Genomic DNA, 19,824 nt, shown 5'->3' with positions numbered 1-19,824 from the left:
AAAGATAGGATAAAGTATGTCTTGCGAAAACCCGCTTTATAGTTTCTTTTAACGGTCTCCCTAACAGTTCCAGAGCCTTTCTCTTTCTATACCTAATAATCTTCTTCTAGGTTCAGTTGGTGACCTACCTTTAGCTAGGCTTGATGAAGCCACTAACACTCGACTAGTAGATAGTAAGGCGAAGAAGTAAGACCTCTGTTGCGCAGGCCAAAAGACTCGTGCGTGTAGGAAAGCCTACAGGTACTTTAGCTCTGATTTGCCTGATCAACGTAGGTCTATTACCACACCAGTCGCATTGATATGAGAGCTTCAGAGAGTCAGTTCCCTACTCGCCCACATAGCTTGTTATCTGAAGCGCAGATTGACAAGCACCAAGTCGACGACTGTGGTACTGCTATCGATAAGAGAGCTATGTATAGCGAAGCTGGACAGCCTAATCCAAAGGTTTACAGCATTTTGATTGTTGACGATTCAGAAACGGATCGATTAACTTACCAGCGCTACATTCAGTCTACAAGTGTTACCACTTGTAAGACGTTAGAGGCAGATTGCGGCGAGGTAGGCCTGGCACTTTCTCAGCAGTATGTTCCAGATCTGATTTTATTAGACTATATGCTGCCCGATCTTGACGGGTTAGAGTTTATAGAAGCGTTGAACAACTCCGCTACTTCGCTGCCGCCTGTAATCATGCTCACAGGCGAGGGGAACGAGAAAATAGCGGTTGAAGCGATGAAAGTTGGCGTTCGTGACTATCTAGTCAAACGTGAGCTGACACCGCAGTCTCTTTCACAGGCGATACAGCGCGTGTTGAGTCAGCAGGCGCTTGAGCAATTAGTTAGCAGACAGCAGCGGCAGCAGCGACTAATGTCTGCGACAGCACTTCGAATTAGCCAGTCGGTGGATTTAGAGGGCGTTTTGCAGACGACTGTCGATGGTATCCGCGAGCTTTTGGACTGTGATCGCGCTGCCGTATACAAGTTCAAGACCAGACTAGAGGGCACTATCATTGCCGAGTCCATTTTGCCCGGTTGGACGTCCGGGCTAGGGACCAAAATCAACGATACCTGCTTTCAGACTGGCGACGGGCTCTTAAAGTATCTCGACGGATACAAGACGGTTATTAGTGATATTCATCTTTCAAAACTAACGCCTTGCCACGTCCGAATGCTAGAGCGATTTCAGGTGAAGGCAAATTTGGTGGTGCCGATTGTGCTAATCGATACTGACACTCAGGAAAAGAAAGTCTGGGGACTGCTATTAGCTCATCATTGCCGGGCGGCGCGTGAGTGGTTGGAAGATGAATTGGTACTGCTCGATGCGCTAGCTGTACAGATTGCGATCGCGATTCAGAAAAGTGAGTTTGTCTCTGCAATCGAGGCGAGGGCTGCTGAGCTGGCGATCACCAACCACAAACTCATGAGCACGATGCAGCAGCTAAAGGAGCGCAACCAAGAGCTAGATGACTTTGCTTATATTGCCTCTCACGATCTACGAGCCCCCTTAAGAGCAATTGCTAGCCTTGCTAGCTGGCTAGAAGAAGACATTTCAGACAAAATTCCTGATGAAAGTAAGGAGCAAATTCAGCTGATCCAACAAAGGACGCAGCGACTAGATAGCTTCATCGTAGGTCTGTTGGACTACTCAAGAGCAGGCTGTCAAACATTAAAAAGAGAGCCTGTCGACACTCGTGCCCTCGTTCTCGAGGTGATAGAATCGCTGTCACCGCCTGAGAAGTTCTCCATAGTACTACCTGAGAACATGCCTGTGCTCAACACATACAAGCTCTTGATGCACCAAGTCTTTAGTAATCTAATTGGTAACGCTATTAAGTATCACGATAGAGAAGATGGCACTATCAAGATTGACGCTCAAGACCTTGGTGGAAAGTTCTCATTTTCAGTCACAGACGATGGTCCGGGTATTGATCCGGCCTATCATCAAAAAATATTTGGTCTATTCCAGACGCTAAATAACCGCGATACTGTAGATAGTACCGGTATTGGCCTTAGCATTGTCAAAAAGATTGTTGAAAAACAAAAAGGTAGCCTATCTGTAAACTCAGCTACCGGCAAGGGCAGCACTTTCTCATTTACTTGGGCTCAGTAGATGATATTCCGTTAGAGTGCATTTCGCTAGACGCAGGACGAGTTTGTTTGATCTCAATCACCGCTTGTCGAAATCCCAGCACTACCAAAATATTAGAGAGCGTCAAGAACACTTCAGCGCTGCCGTGTAGCCAATCTACGTTAGCCAGCTCTGATCCGTAAATTTGCTTAGCGTAGATCCCAGCCGGAATTGTGATACCGACAAAGACCAATAGTACATAGAATCCGATCAGGGCTAGCTGTGGTGTCTGCTTGCTTTTAGTCAAAAACCAGAGAAAACCTAGATAAGGGAAGAGTGATACAGCGAACAAAGTCTCCTTATTCATAGCTTAGGCTCCGGTGCAATTTGACGCTTAGCCGATTGATTTTCGTCAGAAAGAGAGTGTCTCCAAATCCACCACGCAGCAGCACAAACGGTGCAATTGCCGACAACAGTCATCGCTGCTTGAACAGTCACTAACCAATTTAGCGTAGTAGCATTGTCAAAGAAATGCCAGGTACAGGCGCACATAGCACTGACTAGGGCGGGTGTCATCGCAAAGGACATTGAACGCCATGCAGTATAGCCACTGACCTCGGCGTACTGCCAGATGAACCAGATAGCCGCGATCCATTCAATGACGCTAGAGATATGGACTATCCAAGTAGGGATTGAAAGCGCGTGCATGATGACTTAGGAGAATGGTTATTTCTTATGTATTCTAGGGGCTTACGTACTTTAAAGGTTGAGCAGCAAGGACTTAGCTGAGCTGCTAGCGAAACGGTAGGAGAACTATGCAAGCGTTGCTGTGCGGTTATTACGGGATGGGAAATGGGGGCGACGAGGCCCTGCTAGCTGCGCTGTTGCAAATGCTGCCTGACCAAGTCACTCCGATTGTGCTTTCAGGAAATCCAATCGAGACTCAGGAACGCTATGGCGTAGAGGCAGTTCCTCGTAAATCCCTAAGGGCGGTGTTCCTAGCGTTGTGGCGAGCAGACGCGTTCATTTGGGGAGGCGGTAGTCTGATGCAGGATGCTAGCAGCGTCCTAAACCCCCTCTATTATGCGGGTCTGATGCTATTAGCTCAGCTGATGGGAAAGCGAACAATTGCTTGGGCGCAGGGAATTGGGCCTTTGAATCACTGGACAAGCCGATTGCTGACGCGACTGGCGCTGATGCGATGTGAGGCAGTCAGCGTCCGCGATCGCAATTCTGCTGCCTTACTCAGTAGCTGGAAAAGAAGCTGTTTATTAGCACCCGATCCGGTTTGGGCTTTAGATTATGAGCCAGTTAAGGGACTTTGGGACCTGCCCGCCCCGCGCGTAGTCGTTGCGCTGCGGCCACATTCTCAGCTTAGCGTATCGCGGCTAGATGCGATTTCTCAAGCACTCGAGCGGTTTCAAAGGGCAACAGGCGTTTGTCTTTTATTGGTTCCTTTTCAACCCAGCCGAGACTTAGCGATCGCTGAGCATATTGCCTCTCATCTTAGCGGTCCTCACTACATCTACAGACTAGATCAGCCACGACAAATCAAAGGACTCTTTCGTGGCGTAGAGATGACTGTTGGTATGCGCTTTCATGCACTGGTAATGTCTGCAGCGGAAGGCTGCCGCAGTTTTGCAATTAGCTATGACCCCAAAGTAGACGCGCTAGCCCAATCGCTTGATTTACCAGGGTGGGATCTTTCTGCTCATCCTACTGTACTACCACTGATACCAGAAGACCCCAGCCGCCTCGCAAAAGCTCTCTTAGATTGCTATGCCAATGGTGAAATGCTAAGTCCTGACCAAATTCAATCCCGTATCGATCGAGCGCTCATGCACAGAGATTTGTTGTTAGACGCACTGATCAAACGCTCTGTTTGAACAAGGTTTTGAACAGAGCGTTTGATCAGTGTGTTCTTTCATTTGTTGACTTAGACGAGGCTAGGGGAAAGAAGCTAGGGGCCTAGATAGGCAAATTTGAAGGGTCAGATTTACCTAGTCGACAGCGCAGCCATCCTCATCACAAGAGATGTTGCCCTCACTAGAAGCTGGCACGATAGTAAAGCCACCAACTCTAAGATCCTCGAATCCAAACTTCTTCTGTAAGACTTCGCTGAGGCTATCTATGATATCTGGCAATTGCTTTTCGATATCTGCTCGGAGCTGTTCAGCTTCAGGTGGAGGGGTGCCAACAGTTTTGATAGTCATGTATGAGCCGCTCTAAGTACGAATATGCCTATATTAGGAGCTTTGATCAAACCGAGATAAAGACTGTCAAGAAAGTTATCTCATTTGAGCGGCCCGTAGTATCAAGAAGTCTACTGCCTAGTACGCAATTTCAACCCTTTCTACGCAACCAGCCGGTTTTTATCTATAGTGAATGCAATTAAAACTAAATGCAATTAAACGTTAGCGATACCAGCTGTAGACACATATGGATTGGCATAGGCTAGATCGACATCTAAAAGGAACTCGGCTGTGGCGACTGCTGTTTCTGGGTTTAGCTATATTGGGGCTGTGTGTGCTTCTGCCAAGCTGTAGTCCATTGGAGCGCCTACGGTTAGAGAATTTTCGAGTAGAAGCTGCCGATGTTCCTCAGTTGGTCAGCCCAGTTGTTGGTGAGCCGAAAACGTTTAACTACTTTCTTTCTGATGAAAGCTCTAGTAGCGATGTGCTGGGCTTCATGTACGAAGGGCTGATCACGGTTGATCGCACCAATAGCGAAATTCTTCCAGCGCTAGCAGACTCCTGGACAATCGCTGAAGACGGTCTTACTATCACCTATTTGCTAAAAGAGAACTTGAAATGGTCCGATGGTGAGCCGCTAACCGTTGACGATGTGGTGTTCACCTACAACGACATCATCCTCAACCCAGAGATTCCAACCGATACAATAGACATCCTACGGATTGGCGCAGAAGGAAAACTGCCAGAAGTTACCAAGATCGATGAGCGCCAAGTACAGTTCAAAATTCCTGAACCGTTTGCCCCTTTCCTTAGGGTCACTGGCATTGCCATCTTGCCTAAGCATGCCCTAGAGGAATCTGTCAGGACCAAAGACAGCAATGGCCAACCGCTTTATCTATCAAAGTGGGGAACCAATACAGATCCGTCTGAAATCGTTTGCAATGGCCCCTACGTTATCAAAAACTTTCTGCCAGGTGAGCGTATTGTTTTCAAACGTAATCCTTACTATTGGCGCACAGGAGAGAACGGCCAGCCACAGCCACTTATAGAAGAGATGGTTTGGCCGGTTGTGAGCTCTCAAGATGCACAGTTCGTTCGATTTCGATCAGGCGAAGCAGATATTATGGCCGTCACACCTGATAACTTTTCTTTGATCAAGCAGGATGAGGAGCAAGGTGGCTATACGGTCTACAATGGCGGACCCACCACTACTCGTCTGTTTCTTACCTTCAATCTTAATAAGGGCGCCATCGATGGCGAACCGGTTGTCGATCCAATCAAATCAAAATGGTTCAACACCCTGGCGTTTCGGCAAGCGGTTGCCTACGCGATTGACAGAGAAACTATGCTCAATAATATCTTTAAGGGCTTGGGGGAGATGCAAAACTCTCAGATTGCGCCTCAAAGTCCCTACTCAGCAGAGCCAAACCTAATCTCATACGATTTCAATATCAACAAAGCAAAAGAGCTTCTACTTTCAGCGGGCTTTAGCTATGAAGGTGATCAGCTTGTCGATGCGGATGGCAACCAGGTTCGCTTTACCTTACAAACGAATGTAGGTAACGAAATTCGTGAGGCTGCTGGGGCTCAGATAAAGCAAAATCTTGCCTTGATTGGAATTACGGTGGATTTTCAGCCCATTGATTTTAATAAGCTGATCACTCTAGTAGGTGACTCCTTGCAGTGGGACGCGATTGTGCTGGGCTTTGGCGCTGGAGAAGAGCCTAATAGCAGTGCGAACCTTTGGTTAGCAGATGGTGGCCTTCACCTATTCAATCAACAGCCGCAAGGACAGCCACCGCTTCCGGGTCGAGAAGTCTATCCGTGGGAGCAACAGATCAGCGATCTGTATATTCAAGCGGCTCAAGAGCTAGATGAGACCAAACGCAAAGCGCTTTATACCAAGACTCAAGAGCTTGTCCAGGAAAATTTGCCCTTTATTCATCTAGTGGGTCAGTACTCCATGAGCGCTGTGCGCGACAAAATTGAAAACGTAAAATATACGGCCCTAGGGGGGACGCTGTGGAACATCTATGAGTTAGAAATTACCCAAAACTAGAAAAGTATTCTACCGAGAATGAGGTTGGGTTTAGAGCGACTCTATGGTTTGTAATTGCACTTTCACGCTCATTCATAGAGCGAGTGAATGTCGCAAAACCTTACAGAACATTAAGCCTGGTTCTTAAAGTTTGCTATGGTTGCCAGCAGAGTGTCGGGGATATCCGGCATAATCACTCTAGATAAGAACTATGCTGACTGGCGTGTATGGATCAGATTGAGCAAGCGTATAGAGCTTTAGAACTGGAGCCAGAGAAGTCTACTTCTATTCGAGAAGTGAACCAGGCATATAAAGATCTAGTGTTTATTTGGCATCCTGACCGGATTCCAAGCGATCGCCAGCGCCTTCGAGAAAAGGCGGAGGCCAAGCTGAAACAGCTGAATGAAGCTAGAGCGATGATGCGATCGCAAGCCAAAAATGGTAGAGTTCCTGCCGCTACCCAATCCAAACCTAATCCGTCCTACGCTCGCACCTCATCTGCTCAAACTGCCGCTAAACGTAGAGAAGCCAGTAGCTATAGCACCTACCGTCCCGGGGACGATTCTACTTACCGTCCCCAAAGCCGTACCGCAAGTACCACCGCCAGTCAAAATTCTAGCCGAGCTGGTGGCTACCGACCGCCCTACGAAGCCTATCGCCGAGCTGCTGCGGCTAGCAGTACTGATTTTGCCAGTCAGTATGGAGCGACTTATCGCGCTAGATACCCTAGCAGTGCCTGGCCCAGATCGAGTACATCTAATGGTGCAAACGGCAGTCGGGTCGCTAGCGATAGAACGGCTAGTGAAAGGGCGGCTAGGGATAAGGTGATTGCTGAACGTAAAGCGCGTGAAAGAGCCGCTAGAGAAAAAGCAACTGCAGAGAGGAGAGTTCGCGAAAGAGCCGCTAGAGAAAAGGTAATCGCCGAGCGTAAAGCTAGAGAACGAGCCGCTCATGAAAAGGCGGCTAGAGACAAATTGGCCAAAGACAAATCCACCAAAGATAAGGCGGCTAAGGACAAAACCGCTGGTGAGACGACCGTTAAGAAAAGTTCTATGCCAACCACTACTACATCAAGCTCGCCCGCGCAAACTAAAAGCGCCTCGGATCTTAGCGGCGTAGATATGAGCGGCGCTAATCTCAAAGAGAAAGACTTTTCTGGCCGTAATCTCAGTGGTGCCAATCTCAGTGGCGCCGATCTGAGTGATACCTTCATGCATAAAGTCAACCTTAACCGTGCCAATCTGCGCAAAGCTCGTCTTTTTCGTGCCAACCTTCTCCAAGCAGATCTTAGCCACGCAGACCTTAGCGGCGCCGATCTCATCGGCGCCGATCTGAGTGGAGCCGACCTTAGCGGGGCCGACCTTAGCGGCGCAAAAGTAGGCTACGGCGATAAGATAATGGTAAAGCTCCTAGGTGCAAGGCTGACCGGCACTATCATGCCCAATGGTCGCATTCACGAATAAGCATTTCTTCTAACAGTTTCTAACAATCTACTTCTTGTCTATTCTTCGCCCTGTTCATAACTGGTTTGCCAGGCAAAGCTGGCAACCAATCACTTTTCAAGAAGAGACATGGGAAACCTATCTATCTGGTAAAAGTGGCATCATTCAGGTCCCTACAGGTTCAGGTAAAACCTATGGCGCAGTCATGGGACCGATTGCTCAGATGGTTGCTGAAAGTTCTCTATCTGGCCTACAGCTGCTCTACATTACCCCTCTGCGAGCCCTCTCGCGAGATATTGAAGCATCGATTCGTCGCCCGATAGAAGACATGGGCTGGCCGATTACAGTAGAGTCGCGAACAGGTGATACCAAAGCTTCGATCAAAAGTCGGCAGATCAAGAAGATGCCGAATATCTTGATTACAACGCCAGAGTCATTGGCAATTCTTTTGTCTTACCGCTACTCGGCTAAGCGATTCAAAGACCTACGCTGTGTCATTCTAGACGAATGGCACGAGTTGATGAGCTCTAAGCGAGGGACTCAAACTGAGCTATGTTTATCACGGTTACGGCAGCTAAATCCAACTGTCCAAACGTGGGCAATCTCGGCGACATTAGGAAATTTGCAAGAGGCAGCTGAAGCAGCGACTGGAGTAGGCTCAGGCCCGATCATTGTTCGCTCGAAGCTCAAAAGAGCAACGGTGATCAAGAGCGTACTGCCGATTTCGGTAGATAGCTTTCCTTGGGCAGGACACTTAGGTCTGCGCATGTTTGAGGAGCTAGTAGAGGCGCTAGACATTGAACGATCTACGCTGATCTTTGTAAATACCAGATCGCAAGCTGAAAGGTGGTTTCAAGCACTGAGCTACGCCCTAGCCGAACGCGCGGATCAAATTGCGCTGCATCACGGATCTATCGACTTCGATACGCGCCTAGCGATAGAAGCCGGAATAAAGTCAGGCAATATCAAGTGGGTTGTTTGCACCTCTTCGCTCGATCTAGGAGTAGACTTTCAGCCAGTAGAGCGGGTTGTCCAGATTGGCAGTGCCAAGAACTTAGCTAGATTACTTCAGCGAGCCGGGCGCTCTGCCCACCTACCGGGGGGGACTTCAGAAGTATTCTTCCTCCCGACTAACGCGTTAGAGCTGCTAGAAATCTCCGCCTTTCGACGAGGACTAGACGCCGGGCAAATAGAATCGCGGCAGGCGCTAAACAAACCCTACGACGTAGTCATTCAGCACCTAGTCACCTTGGCCTGCGGTGATGGATTCTCACCCCAAAAGACGTTAGAGAGTATACAAAAAACAGTCTCCTATCAGCATCTAAGTGTAGAAGAATTCGATTGGATAGTGAACTTTCTAGAGTACGGTGGCAAGTGCCTACAAGCCTATCCCCGCTACAAAAAGATTGTCCTAGAAGAAGGCGTCTATAAGGTTACAGACGCTCGAATCTCTCGGATGCATAAGATGAGTATCGGCACGATTACAGCTAATCAACAGGTGAAAATTGCTTATGCTAAGGGTGGACCAATCGGCCGTGTAGAAGAGAGCTTCGTCTCTAGGCTCAAAAAAGGCGACGTGTTTTTCTTTGCGGGCCGCCAGCTCGAATATTTTCAACTGAAAGACATGACGCTGTATGTCAAGAATGCAAGAAAAAAGTCTAGCGTGGTACCTGTTTGGAGCGGAGGCTATCTTGCCATCTCTGATCAGCTCAGTCAGTACCTTCGTGATGAGATTACCCAAGCGAAAGCTGGGAACATCAGCGCTGAAGTCGAGCGCATTATGCCTATTCTCGCTACACAAGATCGAATTTCTCACTTACCAGAGGCTCATCAGCTTTTGATCGAGTGCTGTCGAACCAGAGAAGGTCAGCATCTCTATGTCTATCCATTTGAGGGCCGAAATGTTCATGAGGGGCTAGGGTTTCTATGGGCCTACCGATTCTCTCAGCTTCAAAGATCAACCTTTACTGTCTCTGTAAATGATTACGGGTTTGAGATTCTAGCGCCCAAAGACTATCCATTTCAGGCTTTGTTCTCAGCGGACTTTTTCTCAACTAACCACTTATACAAAGAGATTAAAGAGAGTTTGAATATCTCTGAGCTAACGCAGCGCCGCTTTAGAGAAATTTCACAGGTGGCAGGGCTGGTATTCAAAGGATATCCAGGATCAAAGAAAACAGCTAACCAGGTACAAATCAGCTCATCTTTGATCTACGAGGTGTTCACTAAGTATGAGCCTAACAATCTGCTGCTAATTCAAGCAGAAAGAGAAGTTATAGAAGAGCAGATGGAGGCACCCAGACTAGCGGCCGCACTCGAGAGGATGCAAGCGTTGAAGTTGTTCTGGATGAGCGTGCAACGGCCTTCCCCGTTTGGATTTCCGCTGTTAGTCGAAAGGTTGAGTTCTAGATTGACTAATGAGAGTCTGCGCGATCGCATCACCCGGCTCAAGGCCCAATGGGATAAGTAGATGGTTTCGGTGTTGAACCCTACCCGCTAGAGTAGATAAGCGGTATGAATGAGTGGGTAGATGGCGGACGTAGCGGACGTGTTGATAATTGGCTCGGGGCCAGCAGGGCTGTTTCTAGCAGCAGAACTAGCCCAGCGAGGATTGGACGTAAAGGGGCTAAGCCCCGTTGATTCAGCAGCCCCTTGGCCCAACACCTACGGTATCTGGGCAGATGAACTAAAAGCACTAGGAATAAACGAATGCCTAGAACATCGCTGGCAGAACACCGTAGCCTATATGGGCAAGAAGACAATTCCACTCAAAAGAGACTACGGGCTAATCGATCGAGAAAAGCTACAGGGGCACTGGCTACAGCAGGGCGCTCATTATGGTGTCAGCTGGCATCGGGGTAAGGCAGTAGCAGTTACCCATAGCGCTAAGCGATCAGAAGTAACAGACGAGAATGGTACGACTTATCAGGCCAGGCTGGTCGTCGATACTAGTGGACACAACCCTGCTTTGATTAAGCGCGTGCCTGCAGTCAAGCCAGTTGCCTACCAGGCTGCCTATGGCGTTGTTGGACGGTTTTCTGCACCGCCCGTTGAGCCAGAACAGATGGTGTTGATGGATTATCGGGACGATTTTCTACCCGCATCTGAAAAACAATTGCCGCCAACATTTTTATATGCCATGGATTTGGGCAATGATGTCTACTTTGTCGAAGAAACCTCTTTAGCGCATGTACCGGGGATTTCAATGGCAAGCTTAGAGCAGCGACTGCATCGGCGGCTAGCACATAGGGGGGTGAGGATAACAGAAAGTCACCATATAGAGCGCTGTTTTTTTCCGATGAATATGCCACTGCCAGATCTAACCCAGGCGGTAGTTGGCTTTGGTGGATCGGCCAGTATGGTACACCCGGCAACGGGCTATATGCAAGGCGCGATGCTTAGGCGAGGACCAGATTTAGCAAACGCGATCGCCCGTAGGCTAGGTGATTCTAGCGCTACTCCAGTAGAGGTTGCTAGCGCCGCCTGGCAAGTGCTTTGGTCAGAAGACAGATTGCGTAAGCACTATCTCTATACGTTCGGGCTAGAAAACCTAATGGCGTTCAAGACCCCAGAGCTACAGCAGTTTTTCACCACTTTCTTTGAGCTAGACCAGTCGCAGTGGGCGGGCTTTTTGGCAGATACTTCCACCTTGCCTGAAATTGTTCAGGCCATGCTAGTGCTGTTTGGCCGAACGTCTAATCCAGTACGATGGGGACTGTTTAGCTCTGTGTTTAGTCATGGCAATCTACTACGCCGAACCATCACAGCCTGATAGGGACGCCTACCAAAATGAAGACTCTACGCTCAAATGAGATCTATATCAACGGGTTGCGGCTACGGCTATTGGATGATAGGGCCTTATACTTACCCGATATGCAAGCTTTACTCGTTTCAGATGTGCATTTAGGCAAGGCGGAAACGTTCCAGTCTCTGGGAATTCCGATTACGAGCCAGATGAACGAAGAGAATTTAGATAGACTTCGATCGCTGTGCTATCAAACCAACCCTAAGCATCTGTTTGTGTTAGGGGATCTATTTCATTCCGAACAGTCACTTGTCCCTGAGGTGCTAACTGGCTTAGATACTTTCCTTAGGCGCACCAGGGCAAACGTCACTTTGATTGTCGGTAATCATGATCGCAAACTTGTTTCAATGCTGCCCCCGCTACCAATGGATTGCCAGATAGAAGCGGTTACGCTAGGCCCGCTTTTGCTTAGCCACGAACCAGCGTGTAATCACGCCGCTAAGCTGAACGTTTGTGGCCATGTCCACCCAGTCGTAAAACTGCGATCGCGTACTGATAGCCTTCGACTCCCCTGCTTCTTCGTAGAACATAGGCAAAAACGGCTGACGCTACCGTCCTTTGGTGAATTCACCGGTGGATATGAAGTTCCCTTAGATACGAATACCTGTGCTTACATTGCTTGTGAAGGAAGTGCGATCGCCTTCAATGCGGCTACCGCTAGCATCACGTGAAATAGCCTGGTTTGAAAAGCTTTCAGTATTACTCGATACACTCAATCTTCACACAGAAAATTAATAAAGATTCCGTAAAGGTAACTTCTGTATACAGACCCACAGGTGTACCACTTGTTATTGTGCTAAACATAAATTAAAAATGAGTTGGGAGTTCTGAGGGAGTTGTCTTTCTACTTTTTCTTTACAGCATATTAGACATGTTCAGAATAGTGTCGTCACTTTGGCAAATTGGATACTAAATATAGAAGAGATCTGTGTTTCTCTTTAGGTTGAATGAACATCTCGAATACGTTGTTCTGCTCTTAACTACGTATTAATCAAGTTATGCTATTCAGCTTCTGTGTTTCTTGAAAAACATCACTCAAGCGCGATTTCAGCCCTGTCAAAGTAGTGCAGTAGTGCAAATTTTGCGTTTGCGAGCTATCCTCGTAGCTGCATACCATCAAACATTGAGCATTCGTCAGAAGCCGTTTACCAAAAGCCTTAATTCGGAGTAAGCATGCCATGATGGAATCGTATTCCGAGCAAAAACCATCACTGTCTATTATCATTCCTGTACACAACGGAGGAGAAAGTTTCCGAAAGTCTCTTAGGAGTATTAGCAAATGGCGAGCTAATGCTGAAGTTATCATTGTCGCCGATGGAGAGTCTGATGGCAGCTGGCGGCTAGTTGAAGAGTACGGGTTTAAGCTAATTCTACTGCCAGAGTGTGGCGGCCCGGCTAGGGCAAGAAACATTGGCGCCAAAGCTGCCTCTGCCGATCTTCTATTCTTCACCGATGCCGATGTAGAAATTCACCCCGTAACAGTTCCGAGAATTATCTATGCCTTCCAGGAGTCTCCCGAGTTATCAGCCTTGATTGGCTCCTATGATGACTCGCCTGGTGCAGAGAACTTTTTGTCACAGTACAAGAATCTGTTTCATCATTACACGCATCAGACCTCCTCTGAAGAAGCTTCTACCTTCTGGGGCGCATGTGGAGCCATCAGGAAGGATATTTTCTTATCGTTAGGCGGATTCACAGAAAGCTATCAAAAGCCGTGCATTGAAGACATCGAGCTGGGGTATCGTTTGCGTCAAGCAGGCCATAGGATTGCTCTGTGCAAGCACATTCAAGTGAAGCACCTTAAAAAATGGACGCCTTTTACACTTCTAAGAGCGGAAGTTTTTTATCGCGCTCTGCCCTGGATGGCACTACTACTCAAAATTCGTCAGGATCATCCGCAGCAGTATCGCCGATTTGCTAGCGACCTGAATCTGAAATGGTCTAGTCGCCTCAGCGTGCTGCTAGTTGCATGTCTATGCCTGTCTGCTGTCCTCTCTGTACAATGGTCAGTCCTAATAAGCATCGCACTCTTATCTGGGCTCTTACTCTTAGCAATCAACTGGTCTGTCTATCGCTTCTTCTATCGAAAAAGAGGCTTTTGGTTTGCGTTGGGCGTTGTGCCTTGGCATTGGCTATATTTTCTGTATAGTGGTTTAGCCTTTATCGTTGGTGTGAGTCGACATCATCTGGCTCGTCATATGCCTGCTAGACAAATGAGCCCGACCTAAAGGAATAAAGTAAAAGAAAAAGTTGCCAAAGCAACTTATTTAGTTCTAGCTCATTTAGCTTCTTATCTCGTTAGTTTTGAGGAATATATCAATGATCGATACAGTAGTAATGGGTGCGGGTCCCGCCGGTTTGACAGCAGCCTATGAGTTAGCAAAGCACGGAAAATCTTCTGTTGTCCTAGAGCAGGCTGACAAAGTTGGTGGGATTTCTCGGACAGAAACCTACAAAGGGTATCGGTTTGATATTGGCGGACATCGTTTCTTCACCAAAGTGGGTGAGGTTCAAGAGATTTGGAAGGAAATCTTAGGTGACGAGTTCATCCAAGTGCCTCGGCTCTCGCGAATTTACTATCGAGGCAAGTTCTTCGACTATCCGTTGTCAATTGGTAGCACATTGACGAATTTGGGCGCGCTCGATAGCAGTATGATCATTCTTAGCTACCTAAAGTCTAAGATCAACGGTAAGCTAAATCCCGGACCAGAAGCAGAAAATTTAGAAGACTGGGTAATAGAGAGGTTCGGTGATCGCTTATACAGAACCTTCTTTAAGTCTTATACAGAGAAAGTTTGGGGAATCCCATGTAATAAAATTCAAGCAGAGTGGGCTGCGCAGAGAATTAAAGGTCTTTCTTTGAAGAAAGCGGTAATCAACGCTGCTTTCGGCAGTAATGATACTAAGACACTAATCAAGGAGTTTGATTACCCTATTTATGGCCCTGGTATGATGTGGGAACGTTGCCAGGAAATTCTAGAGAGTAAAGGCTCGCCTGTGCAAATGGAAACGCGCGTGGCTAAAGTGAAGCATGACGGCAAGAACGTTCAAAGCGTCACCGTCCAGAAAAAGGGTGGTGAAACCGCTGAACTGACAGGTGACAGCTATGTTTCTAGTATTCCGATCACTGCCTTAGTACGAAACATGGACCCAGCTCCACCTGAGCCCGTTTTGAAAGCTGCTAGTGGGCTAAAGTACCGTGACTTTTTGATTGTCCCCTTGGTAATAGATCTAGAAGATATTTTCCCAGATAACTGGATCTACATTCATAGTCCTCAGTTCAAGGTAGGACGGATTCAAAACTTTAAGAACTGGAGCATGGCAATGGTTCCAGATCCTAGCAAGACCTGTGTTGGCATGGAGTACTTCTGTAGTGAAGGCGACAGCCTATGGGAGATGTCCGATGAGGCCTTGATCAAGCAGGCAGGTGAAGAGATTGTTGGATTGGGTCTAGTGCCTGACCTCAAGTTTGTACAAGATGGCACCGTGATTCGTCAAAAGAAAGCGTATCCTGTCTACGATGGAGAGTATCGTCAGCATTTGGATGTCATTCAGAAGTACTTAGACCAGTTTGAAAACTTTAGGACTTACGCATATCTCAAAAAGCTGATAGTTTTAGAGTAAGCCAGAAACGTTATTGGATAACCTTTCCAGGCCGCTGCTCACCCGCAGCGTGGAATAACGCTTGGTTTCCACTGGGATGTGGATCAAGAAGTGAATCACATCCCAGCTAGGAATCGAGGGGTTGACAAAGCTAGTAACGCTAAAAAGCTTTCGATACAAGCTTTCTTCTGGGGCAGGAGTTTTGCGCTAACAGTTTGTTAGGGCAATTTTGTCATGCCAAGTTTTCGGGAGTACATCTTTCAATTGCGTAAGTCCTAAACTTGCAAACCATAGGTCGTAACGGAATGCATAGATACAACAATCAGGATCACTCTATGCTAACGGGCCTGCTAGCAGCTAAAAACATTCTAGGCGAAGACCATGACTTGTGGAACGTTAATGTAGAACGTTCTTATCACGAAGAGTTTACAAAAGAGCAGTGGCAGGAAGCTAAACTACCTGAAAAAACGGTCGAAGCCTATGCAGCTTCGGCTGTTAGGTAAACAATCCTCAATGAGGCATCTGTTTAAGCCTATCGCTCTCTAGCTGTAGTTTTTAGATAACGAAGAAAGCAAGTGATCGCAAATATTGTGATCGCTTGCTTTTTGCGATGCAAGTTTTATTAGTAAGCTTTTCTCCTCGACTTTCTCAAAGTGCTTGAAATCAAGCGTCGCTGAATATTTTACAGCGGTCAAAAGTAAGGTTCTAACCAAACTTGATTGAGTTTCCGACTGTAGACAACAAGAGGTGGTAGTCCTATTTTGTAAAGGGTAGAGAGTAATACAGAGTTGCTATACACTTCTCACATTAGAGCAGGCTAGCTCAAAGTTCTTTTTCTCTATCCTTTAGGAGAATGCACTACCCAAAAGATATCTTCTTTCAGGCAAGAAATCCTCTTCAACAGAGAATGGAGATGTCAATTCTTGAAAAACACGTAGATGAGGATATGGGTGATAAAACAATGCAGCTCAATTTAGCAGATGCATACTCACTGAGAGGGCTGCGCCTACGCGCAGCTGCTATGCGCTCTGCGTTGTTATGGCAGAGGCTATAGCGCCTGGGGTTTAGTAAGTATGGTGTAGTGTAGGTAGAGTGCGGAAAGCTATAATTCTCACCTTGCTTTCAGATCTGGGAAAGACAGCTGTGTATAGTTGATAGTGTACACAGGGACTAGATAGACCTTAGGCAATAGGTACTCGACCGCCTAACTCAATCTATGGTTATCGAATCTTAGTTTGTAGAAGAGTTTTTCCCATCTGGCTATCAGGCAATATAAATATGTCAATCACTCAGGGTGCCCACCATATTGGCTTTACTGTTCCAGACATTGCAGCAACGCGAGATTTCTTTGTCGATGTGTTGCAGTTCAAACAGATTCATGAGAAGCCTGATTATCCCGCTGTTTTTGTGTCTGACGGTACAATCGTGCTGACGCTGTGGCAAGCAAGCGATCCGAGTAATGTTGTTCCCTTTGATCGTAAGAATAATATTGGATTGCATCATTTTTCCCTAAGAGTAGAGAGCCTTGAGACGCTCTGGTCAATGCACCACACCTTGAAGAGCAGGGCTGGGGTAGTCATTGAGTTTGCGCCTGAACCCGATAGTGGTGGACCTAGTCACCATATGATGTTCTACATTCCAGGCGGTATTCGCATGGAACTCTTTTGCCCTTCTACATAGGATGCCAAAAATGAATTCAGGTTGGACGCGTAAGAGCTCTCCTTTTCATGCAGGTGAACAAGAGGTGCAGGCTCGCGTAGGTGTACGTAGCAAGATTGAGAAGGTGGGACGGCGTATGGTTCGTGACTACCTAGTAGAACAACACCGGGAATTTTATCGTCTTCTACCTTGTCTCATAGTAGGTACTGTAGATACACAAGGTCACCCTTGGGTCTCGCTATTGGCTGGGAGGCCAGGGTTTATTACATCACCTGACGCTTATCATCTGAAGATAGCAGCGCAACCGATTTTTGGCTCGCCGATAGTTTCTCAATGGCATGCAGGAATTGATATTGGCATATTAGGAATCTTGCCAAAAACCCGTCGCCGTAATCGTGTGACAGGAAGAATCATTGCCGCAGATGACGATGGAATGAGCGTAGAGGTCGCGCAGTCCTTTGGTAACTGTCCTCAGTATATTCAGACACGCGAGATAGAAATACTCTCCGACATCTCGACTCCTCAGCAACGGAGGCAAATTGAGCAGGGCGATCGCCTAGATAAAAAGGCTGAGACTCTGATCACTCAGTCGGATACGTTCTTCATTGCTACGGCTTATAGCACTCCTTCCGATGAAAGCAAAATGCATTCTCAGGAAACCAACCCTGTATTCGGCGCAGATGTTTCGCACAGAGGCGGCAAGCCTGGTTTTATTCGCGTCGACAACCATAAAACTCTCACATTTCCCGATTTTGCAGGTAATCTGATTTTTAATACGATTGGCAACATTCTAATGAATCCTAAGACAGGATTGTTATTCATAGACTTTCAGACAAGAGATCTGCTCTATTTAACCGGGAGCGCTGAGGTAATTTGGGAAGGTGAAGAAGTCGAGTCTTTTTTTGGTGCAGAGCGACTAATCCGTTGCGAGATAGAATCGTGGCGAAGGGTAGGGTGTAGTTTGCCGCTGCAATTCGAATTTGGAGAATACTCTCCTTCTCTTCATATGACCGGATGCTGGAAATAGAGCATATCAGTAGTATTGCGAGACCAATAAGACATTAGAATCGTCTGTACTGGCCAACGAGTTTTCTATGTTTTCCACACTGGTTTTGTGCTTGTTTCCAACTAGCCTGTCAGTGGCAAAAGCTGGCCTGTCAGTGGCAAAAGCTGACCTGTCAGTGGCAAAAGCGTAGCTATTTTATAGGCAGTTATAGGCAACAGCTCCGGCCACTATTAGTGACTGGGTGTTAGCGGCTGAGTCTGTCATTCAGGTAGCTCATCTACCAAAGTAAATTTAAAAGGCTCGGTTGGAAATGTGTTTAGGTAGCGCTGAGTTAAGTACATATCCGCTTCTGATATCTTCTTCAGATGTTGATTGAAAAAAGCTAGGCTGAGTGCTTGAACTTGAGGTCTTGCCCGCTGAGGATTTGGGCCCGTGAACGTATCTGAGAAGGGGACAACGCTACCGTTTTCTCTATCTAGGAAAGAGAAGTGAGTTCCTCTTTCCATGATCACCAAGTGCTTGTACGTAGTTTCTAGCCAGCTAAACGGCTCAATTTGTTCTAGCAGAGCGGGTGCAACATAGTCGTCGGTGCCTGCTACTAGCATCACGGGTACTTCCACCTGCTGGATACCCGAGCGCCCAAAGATAGAACTAGCTAATGGATTGAGTGCAATCACAGCGGCAACTCTAGGATCTGCTACCTCTAGAGGCGTATTGCGAGGAATTTGCAATAGACTGCACTGTACAAACATGGAAAGGTTTAAAGAGGGACGCTCTGGGAGCATTTCGCAATCTGCGGATAGAAAAGGCCAGTCAATCGCTGCTCCTGCAGCAGCTAGTACTGTATAGCCACCCAAAGATTGACCTAAAAGTCCTACAGATTTGAGATTAAAGTTTCTTACCGCCTGATTGACATCTTGATGGACATTAGGCGGCCTAGAACTATTCTGCCAGTCTGTTAGGGTATCTAACGCTGCTGTAATATCCTGCGGTCTCAGCAGCAAATCAATGGGATCGGGTGCTTTGTCTTGACCCCAAAAAAAGCGAACCAGCTTTTCAGCACTAGTCTCTGTGTGCTCAAGTGCTACTACCCCATAGCCATGAGATGCTAAATGCTCTGCCAGGTAGCTGAATGTTCTTCTATCTGAAGCAACGCCATGTGAAATGACAATGACTGGAATGCTGTCGGGTTCGGCGGTAGTAGATATAGGCGCATAGACATCAGCCTGAGATGACTCTAAGCGACCGGAGTTTTGGAAGGTGATAGTCTCAACTTGCCAAGCATAAGGGCCTTTGCGCTGAGGATCGTTAGCGGATAGCGGCTTTGGTTGAGTAGAGGCTTTCGCTTGAGCTACCTGGTTGATTTTACTGACAACTTCGTCTCGCTCAACGAAGATTTGCTGGCCTTCTCTGGCTATCTTTCTAGCCAGACGAAAATCGAGCTGAATGGTATCGGTTGGAAACTGTCTCATGACGTTGATGGTGGTGAAACCAGCTTCATCAGCCGCAGCGAGAATCAGCGATGCGCGAATTGCTTTCATCCCGTTTAGATAGCTATCTGTTTGAATGACCTGTCCTGCTCTTTGCAATAGCTGTTCACCAAGGAAAGAGTAGGTAAACTGCGAAACCGGAATCGGACTGATATCGTATCTAGCATTGAGAAAAGCCCGTAGGCTGGCTTTTTGATCTGCGTCAAGGCGATTGATGAAAGAAGCTAGCCTAGGCTCAATATTTCCTGTTTTAGCAAAGGTTTCTAGATCGTCTACATAAACAGTGGGCTCAAACGGACCAACAAAAAATTGAATTCTCTCGGCGCTTTGAGCTGGAAGAGCAATTAGCGTAGCATTAAGCAGACCTAGGGCCGCAGCAATACCAAAGCCGACAATACTGTGATGTTTTAAAAAACGACGTTGAAGCAAAGAAAGAATCTTCATGGCATACTCAGAGCAGATTACTTGAAAGTATTATTAGAGACTCTAATTTGGCGAGTGAGATCGTTCCTTAAAACGCCATTA

Annotated in this window: 16 protein-coding genes; 12 read left to right on the top strand and 4 right to left on the bottom strand. The window is 47.1% G+C overall.

Annotated features, from left to right (window positions below; all coding sequences use genetic code 11):
• Positions 1-300 precede the first annotated feature (300 nt).
• Positions 301-2,106, top strand: a complete 1,806-nt coding sequence (locus S7335_RS11985; RefSeq protein WP_006453626.1) for an ATP-binding protein — start codon at positions 301-303, stop codon at positions 2,104-2,106.
• Here S7335_RS11985 and S7335_RS11980 read toward each other — a convergent pair.
• Both S7335_RS11980 and S7335_RS11975 read right to left on the bottom strand, forming a co-directional pair.
• Positions 2,090-2,431, bottom strand: coding sequence for a DUF3593 domain-containing protein (locus S7335_RS11980; protein ID WP_038016157.1), 342 nt, complete (start codon positions 2,429-2,431; stop codon positions 2,090-2,092). The genes S7335_RS11985 and S7335_RS11980 overlap by 17 nt on opposite strands.
• Positions 2,428-2,772 carry a DUF2499 domain-containing protein gene (locus tag S7335_RS11975; protein WP_038016156.1) on the bottom strand — a complete coding sequence of 115 codons (345 nt, stop codon included), beginning with the start codon at positions 2,770-2,772 and terminating at the stop codon, positions 2,428-2,430. Before S7335_RS11975 ends, S7335_RS11980 begins: the two co-directional genes overlap by 4 nt.
• Before the next feature lie 107 nt (positions 2,773-2,879).
• Here S7335_RS11975 and csaB point away from each other — a divergent pair, with 107 nt between their 5' ends.
• Positions 2,880-3,950 carry a polysaccharide pyruvyl transferase CsaB gene (gene csaB / locus S7335_RS11970; protein ID WP_006453570.1) on the top strand — a complete coding sequence of 357 codons (1,071 nt, stop codon included), beginning with the start codon at positions 2,880-2,882 and terminating at the stop codon, positions 3,948-3,950.
• 114 nt (positions 3,951-4,064) lie between these two features.
• Here the strand turns inward: csaB and S7335_RS11965 are convergent, their stop codons facing one another.
• Positions 4,065-4,277 (bottom strand): hypothetical protein, encoded by a 213-nt coding sequence (locus S7335_RS11965; protein WP_006455252.1) that lies wholly within the window; start codon positions 4,275-4,277, stop codon positions 4,065-4,067.
• A 226-nt stretch (positions 4,278-4,503) separates the two neighbouring features.
• Between S7335_RS11965 and S7335_RS11955 the strand changes: the two genes are divergently transcribed.
• From S7335_RS11955 to S7335_RS11900, 10 genes are all read left to right on the top strand, one after another.
• Positions 4,504-6,315, top strand: a complete 1,812-nt coding sequence (locus tag S7335_RS11955; RefSeq protein WP_006456943.1) for an ABC transporter substrate-binding protein — start codon at positions 4,504-4,506, stop codon at positions 6,313-6,315.
• Positions 6,316-6,521: 206 nt separating this feature from the next.
• Positions 6,522-7,757: a pentapeptide repeat-containing protein gene (locus tag S7335_RS28840; protein ID WP_006456564.1), complete on the top strand. Its 1,236-nt coding sequence runs from the start codon at positions 6,522-6,524 to the stop codon at positions 7,755-7,757.
• 34 nt (positions 7,758-7,791) lie between these two features.
• Positions 7,792-10,206, top strand: coding sequence for a ligase-associated DNA damage response DEXH box helicase (locus S7335_RS11940; RefSeq protein WP_006454202.1), 2,415 nt, complete (start codon positions 7,792-7,794; stop codon positions 10,204-10,206).
• 60 nt (positions 10,207-10,266) lie between these two features.
• Entirely contained in the window at positions 10,267-11,508 is a 1,242-nt protein-coding gene (crtL, locus tag S7335_RS11935; protein ID WP_006454809.1) for a lycopene beta cyclase, read from the top strand.
• A 17-nt stretch (positions 11,509-11,525) separates the two neighbouring features.
• A complete protein-coding gene (pdeM, locus tag S7335_RS11930) occupies positions 11,526-12,212 on the top strand; it encodes a ligase-associated DNA damage response endonuclease PdeM (protein ID WP_006457664.1) in 687 nt (228 codons plus the stop codon).
• Between the two features lie 507 nt (positions 12,213-12,719).
• Positions 12,720-13,769, top strand: coding sequence for a glycosyltransferase family 2 protein (locus tag S7335_RS11925; RefSeq protein ID WP_006456044.1), 1,050 nt, complete (start codon positions 12,720-12,722; stop codon positions 13,767-13,769).
• A 91-nt stretch (positions 13,770-13,860) separates the two neighbouring features.
• The gene (locus S7335_RS11920) at positions 13,861-15,165 is read left to right on the top strand and encodes an NAD(P)/FAD-dependent oxidoreductase (RefSeq protein WP_006456545.1); all 1,305 of its coding nucleotides are present in this window, start codon (positions 13,861-13,863) and stop codon (positions 15,163-15,165) included.
• Between the two features lie 314 nt (positions 15,166-15,479).
• Complete coding sequence (locus tag S7335_RS11915) at positions 15,480-15,647, top strand: hypothetical protein (RefSeq protein ID WP_006456948.1); 168 nt, start codon at positions 15,480-15,482, stop codon at positions 15,645-15,647.
• 775 nt (positions 15,648-16,422) lie between these two features.
• Positions 16,423-16,824, top strand: coding sequence for a VOC family protein (locus tag S7335_RS11905; RefSeq protein ID WP_006456189.1), 402 nt, complete (start codon positions 16,423-16,425; stop codon positions 16,822-16,824).
• A gap of 10 nt (positions 16,825-16,834) precedes the next feature.
• Entirely contained in the window at positions 16,835-17,830 is a 996-nt protein-coding gene (locus S7335_RS11900) for a pyridoxamine 5'-phosphate oxidase family protein (protein WP_006454920.1), read from the top strand.
• Positions 17,831-18,069: 239 nt separating this feature from the next.
• Here the strand turns inward: S7335_RS11900 and S7335_RS11895 are convergent, their stop codons facing one another.
• Positions 18,070-19,743: an alpha/beta hydrolase gene (locus S7335_RS11895; protein WP_006455760.1), complete on the bottom strand. Its 1,674-nt coding sequence runs from the start codon at positions 19,741-19,743 to the stop codon at positions 18,070-18,072.
• Between the last annotated feature and the right edge of the window lie 81 nt (positions 19,744-19,824).

Source organism: Synechococcus sp. PCC 7335 (genome assembly GCF_000155595.1).
In the GTDB taxonomy this organism is placed as follows: Bacteria; Cyanobacteriota; Cyanobacteriia; order Phormidesmidales; family Phormidesmidaceae; genus Phormidesmis.
This window is presented reverse-complemented; position numbering and strand designations above follow the sequence as displayed.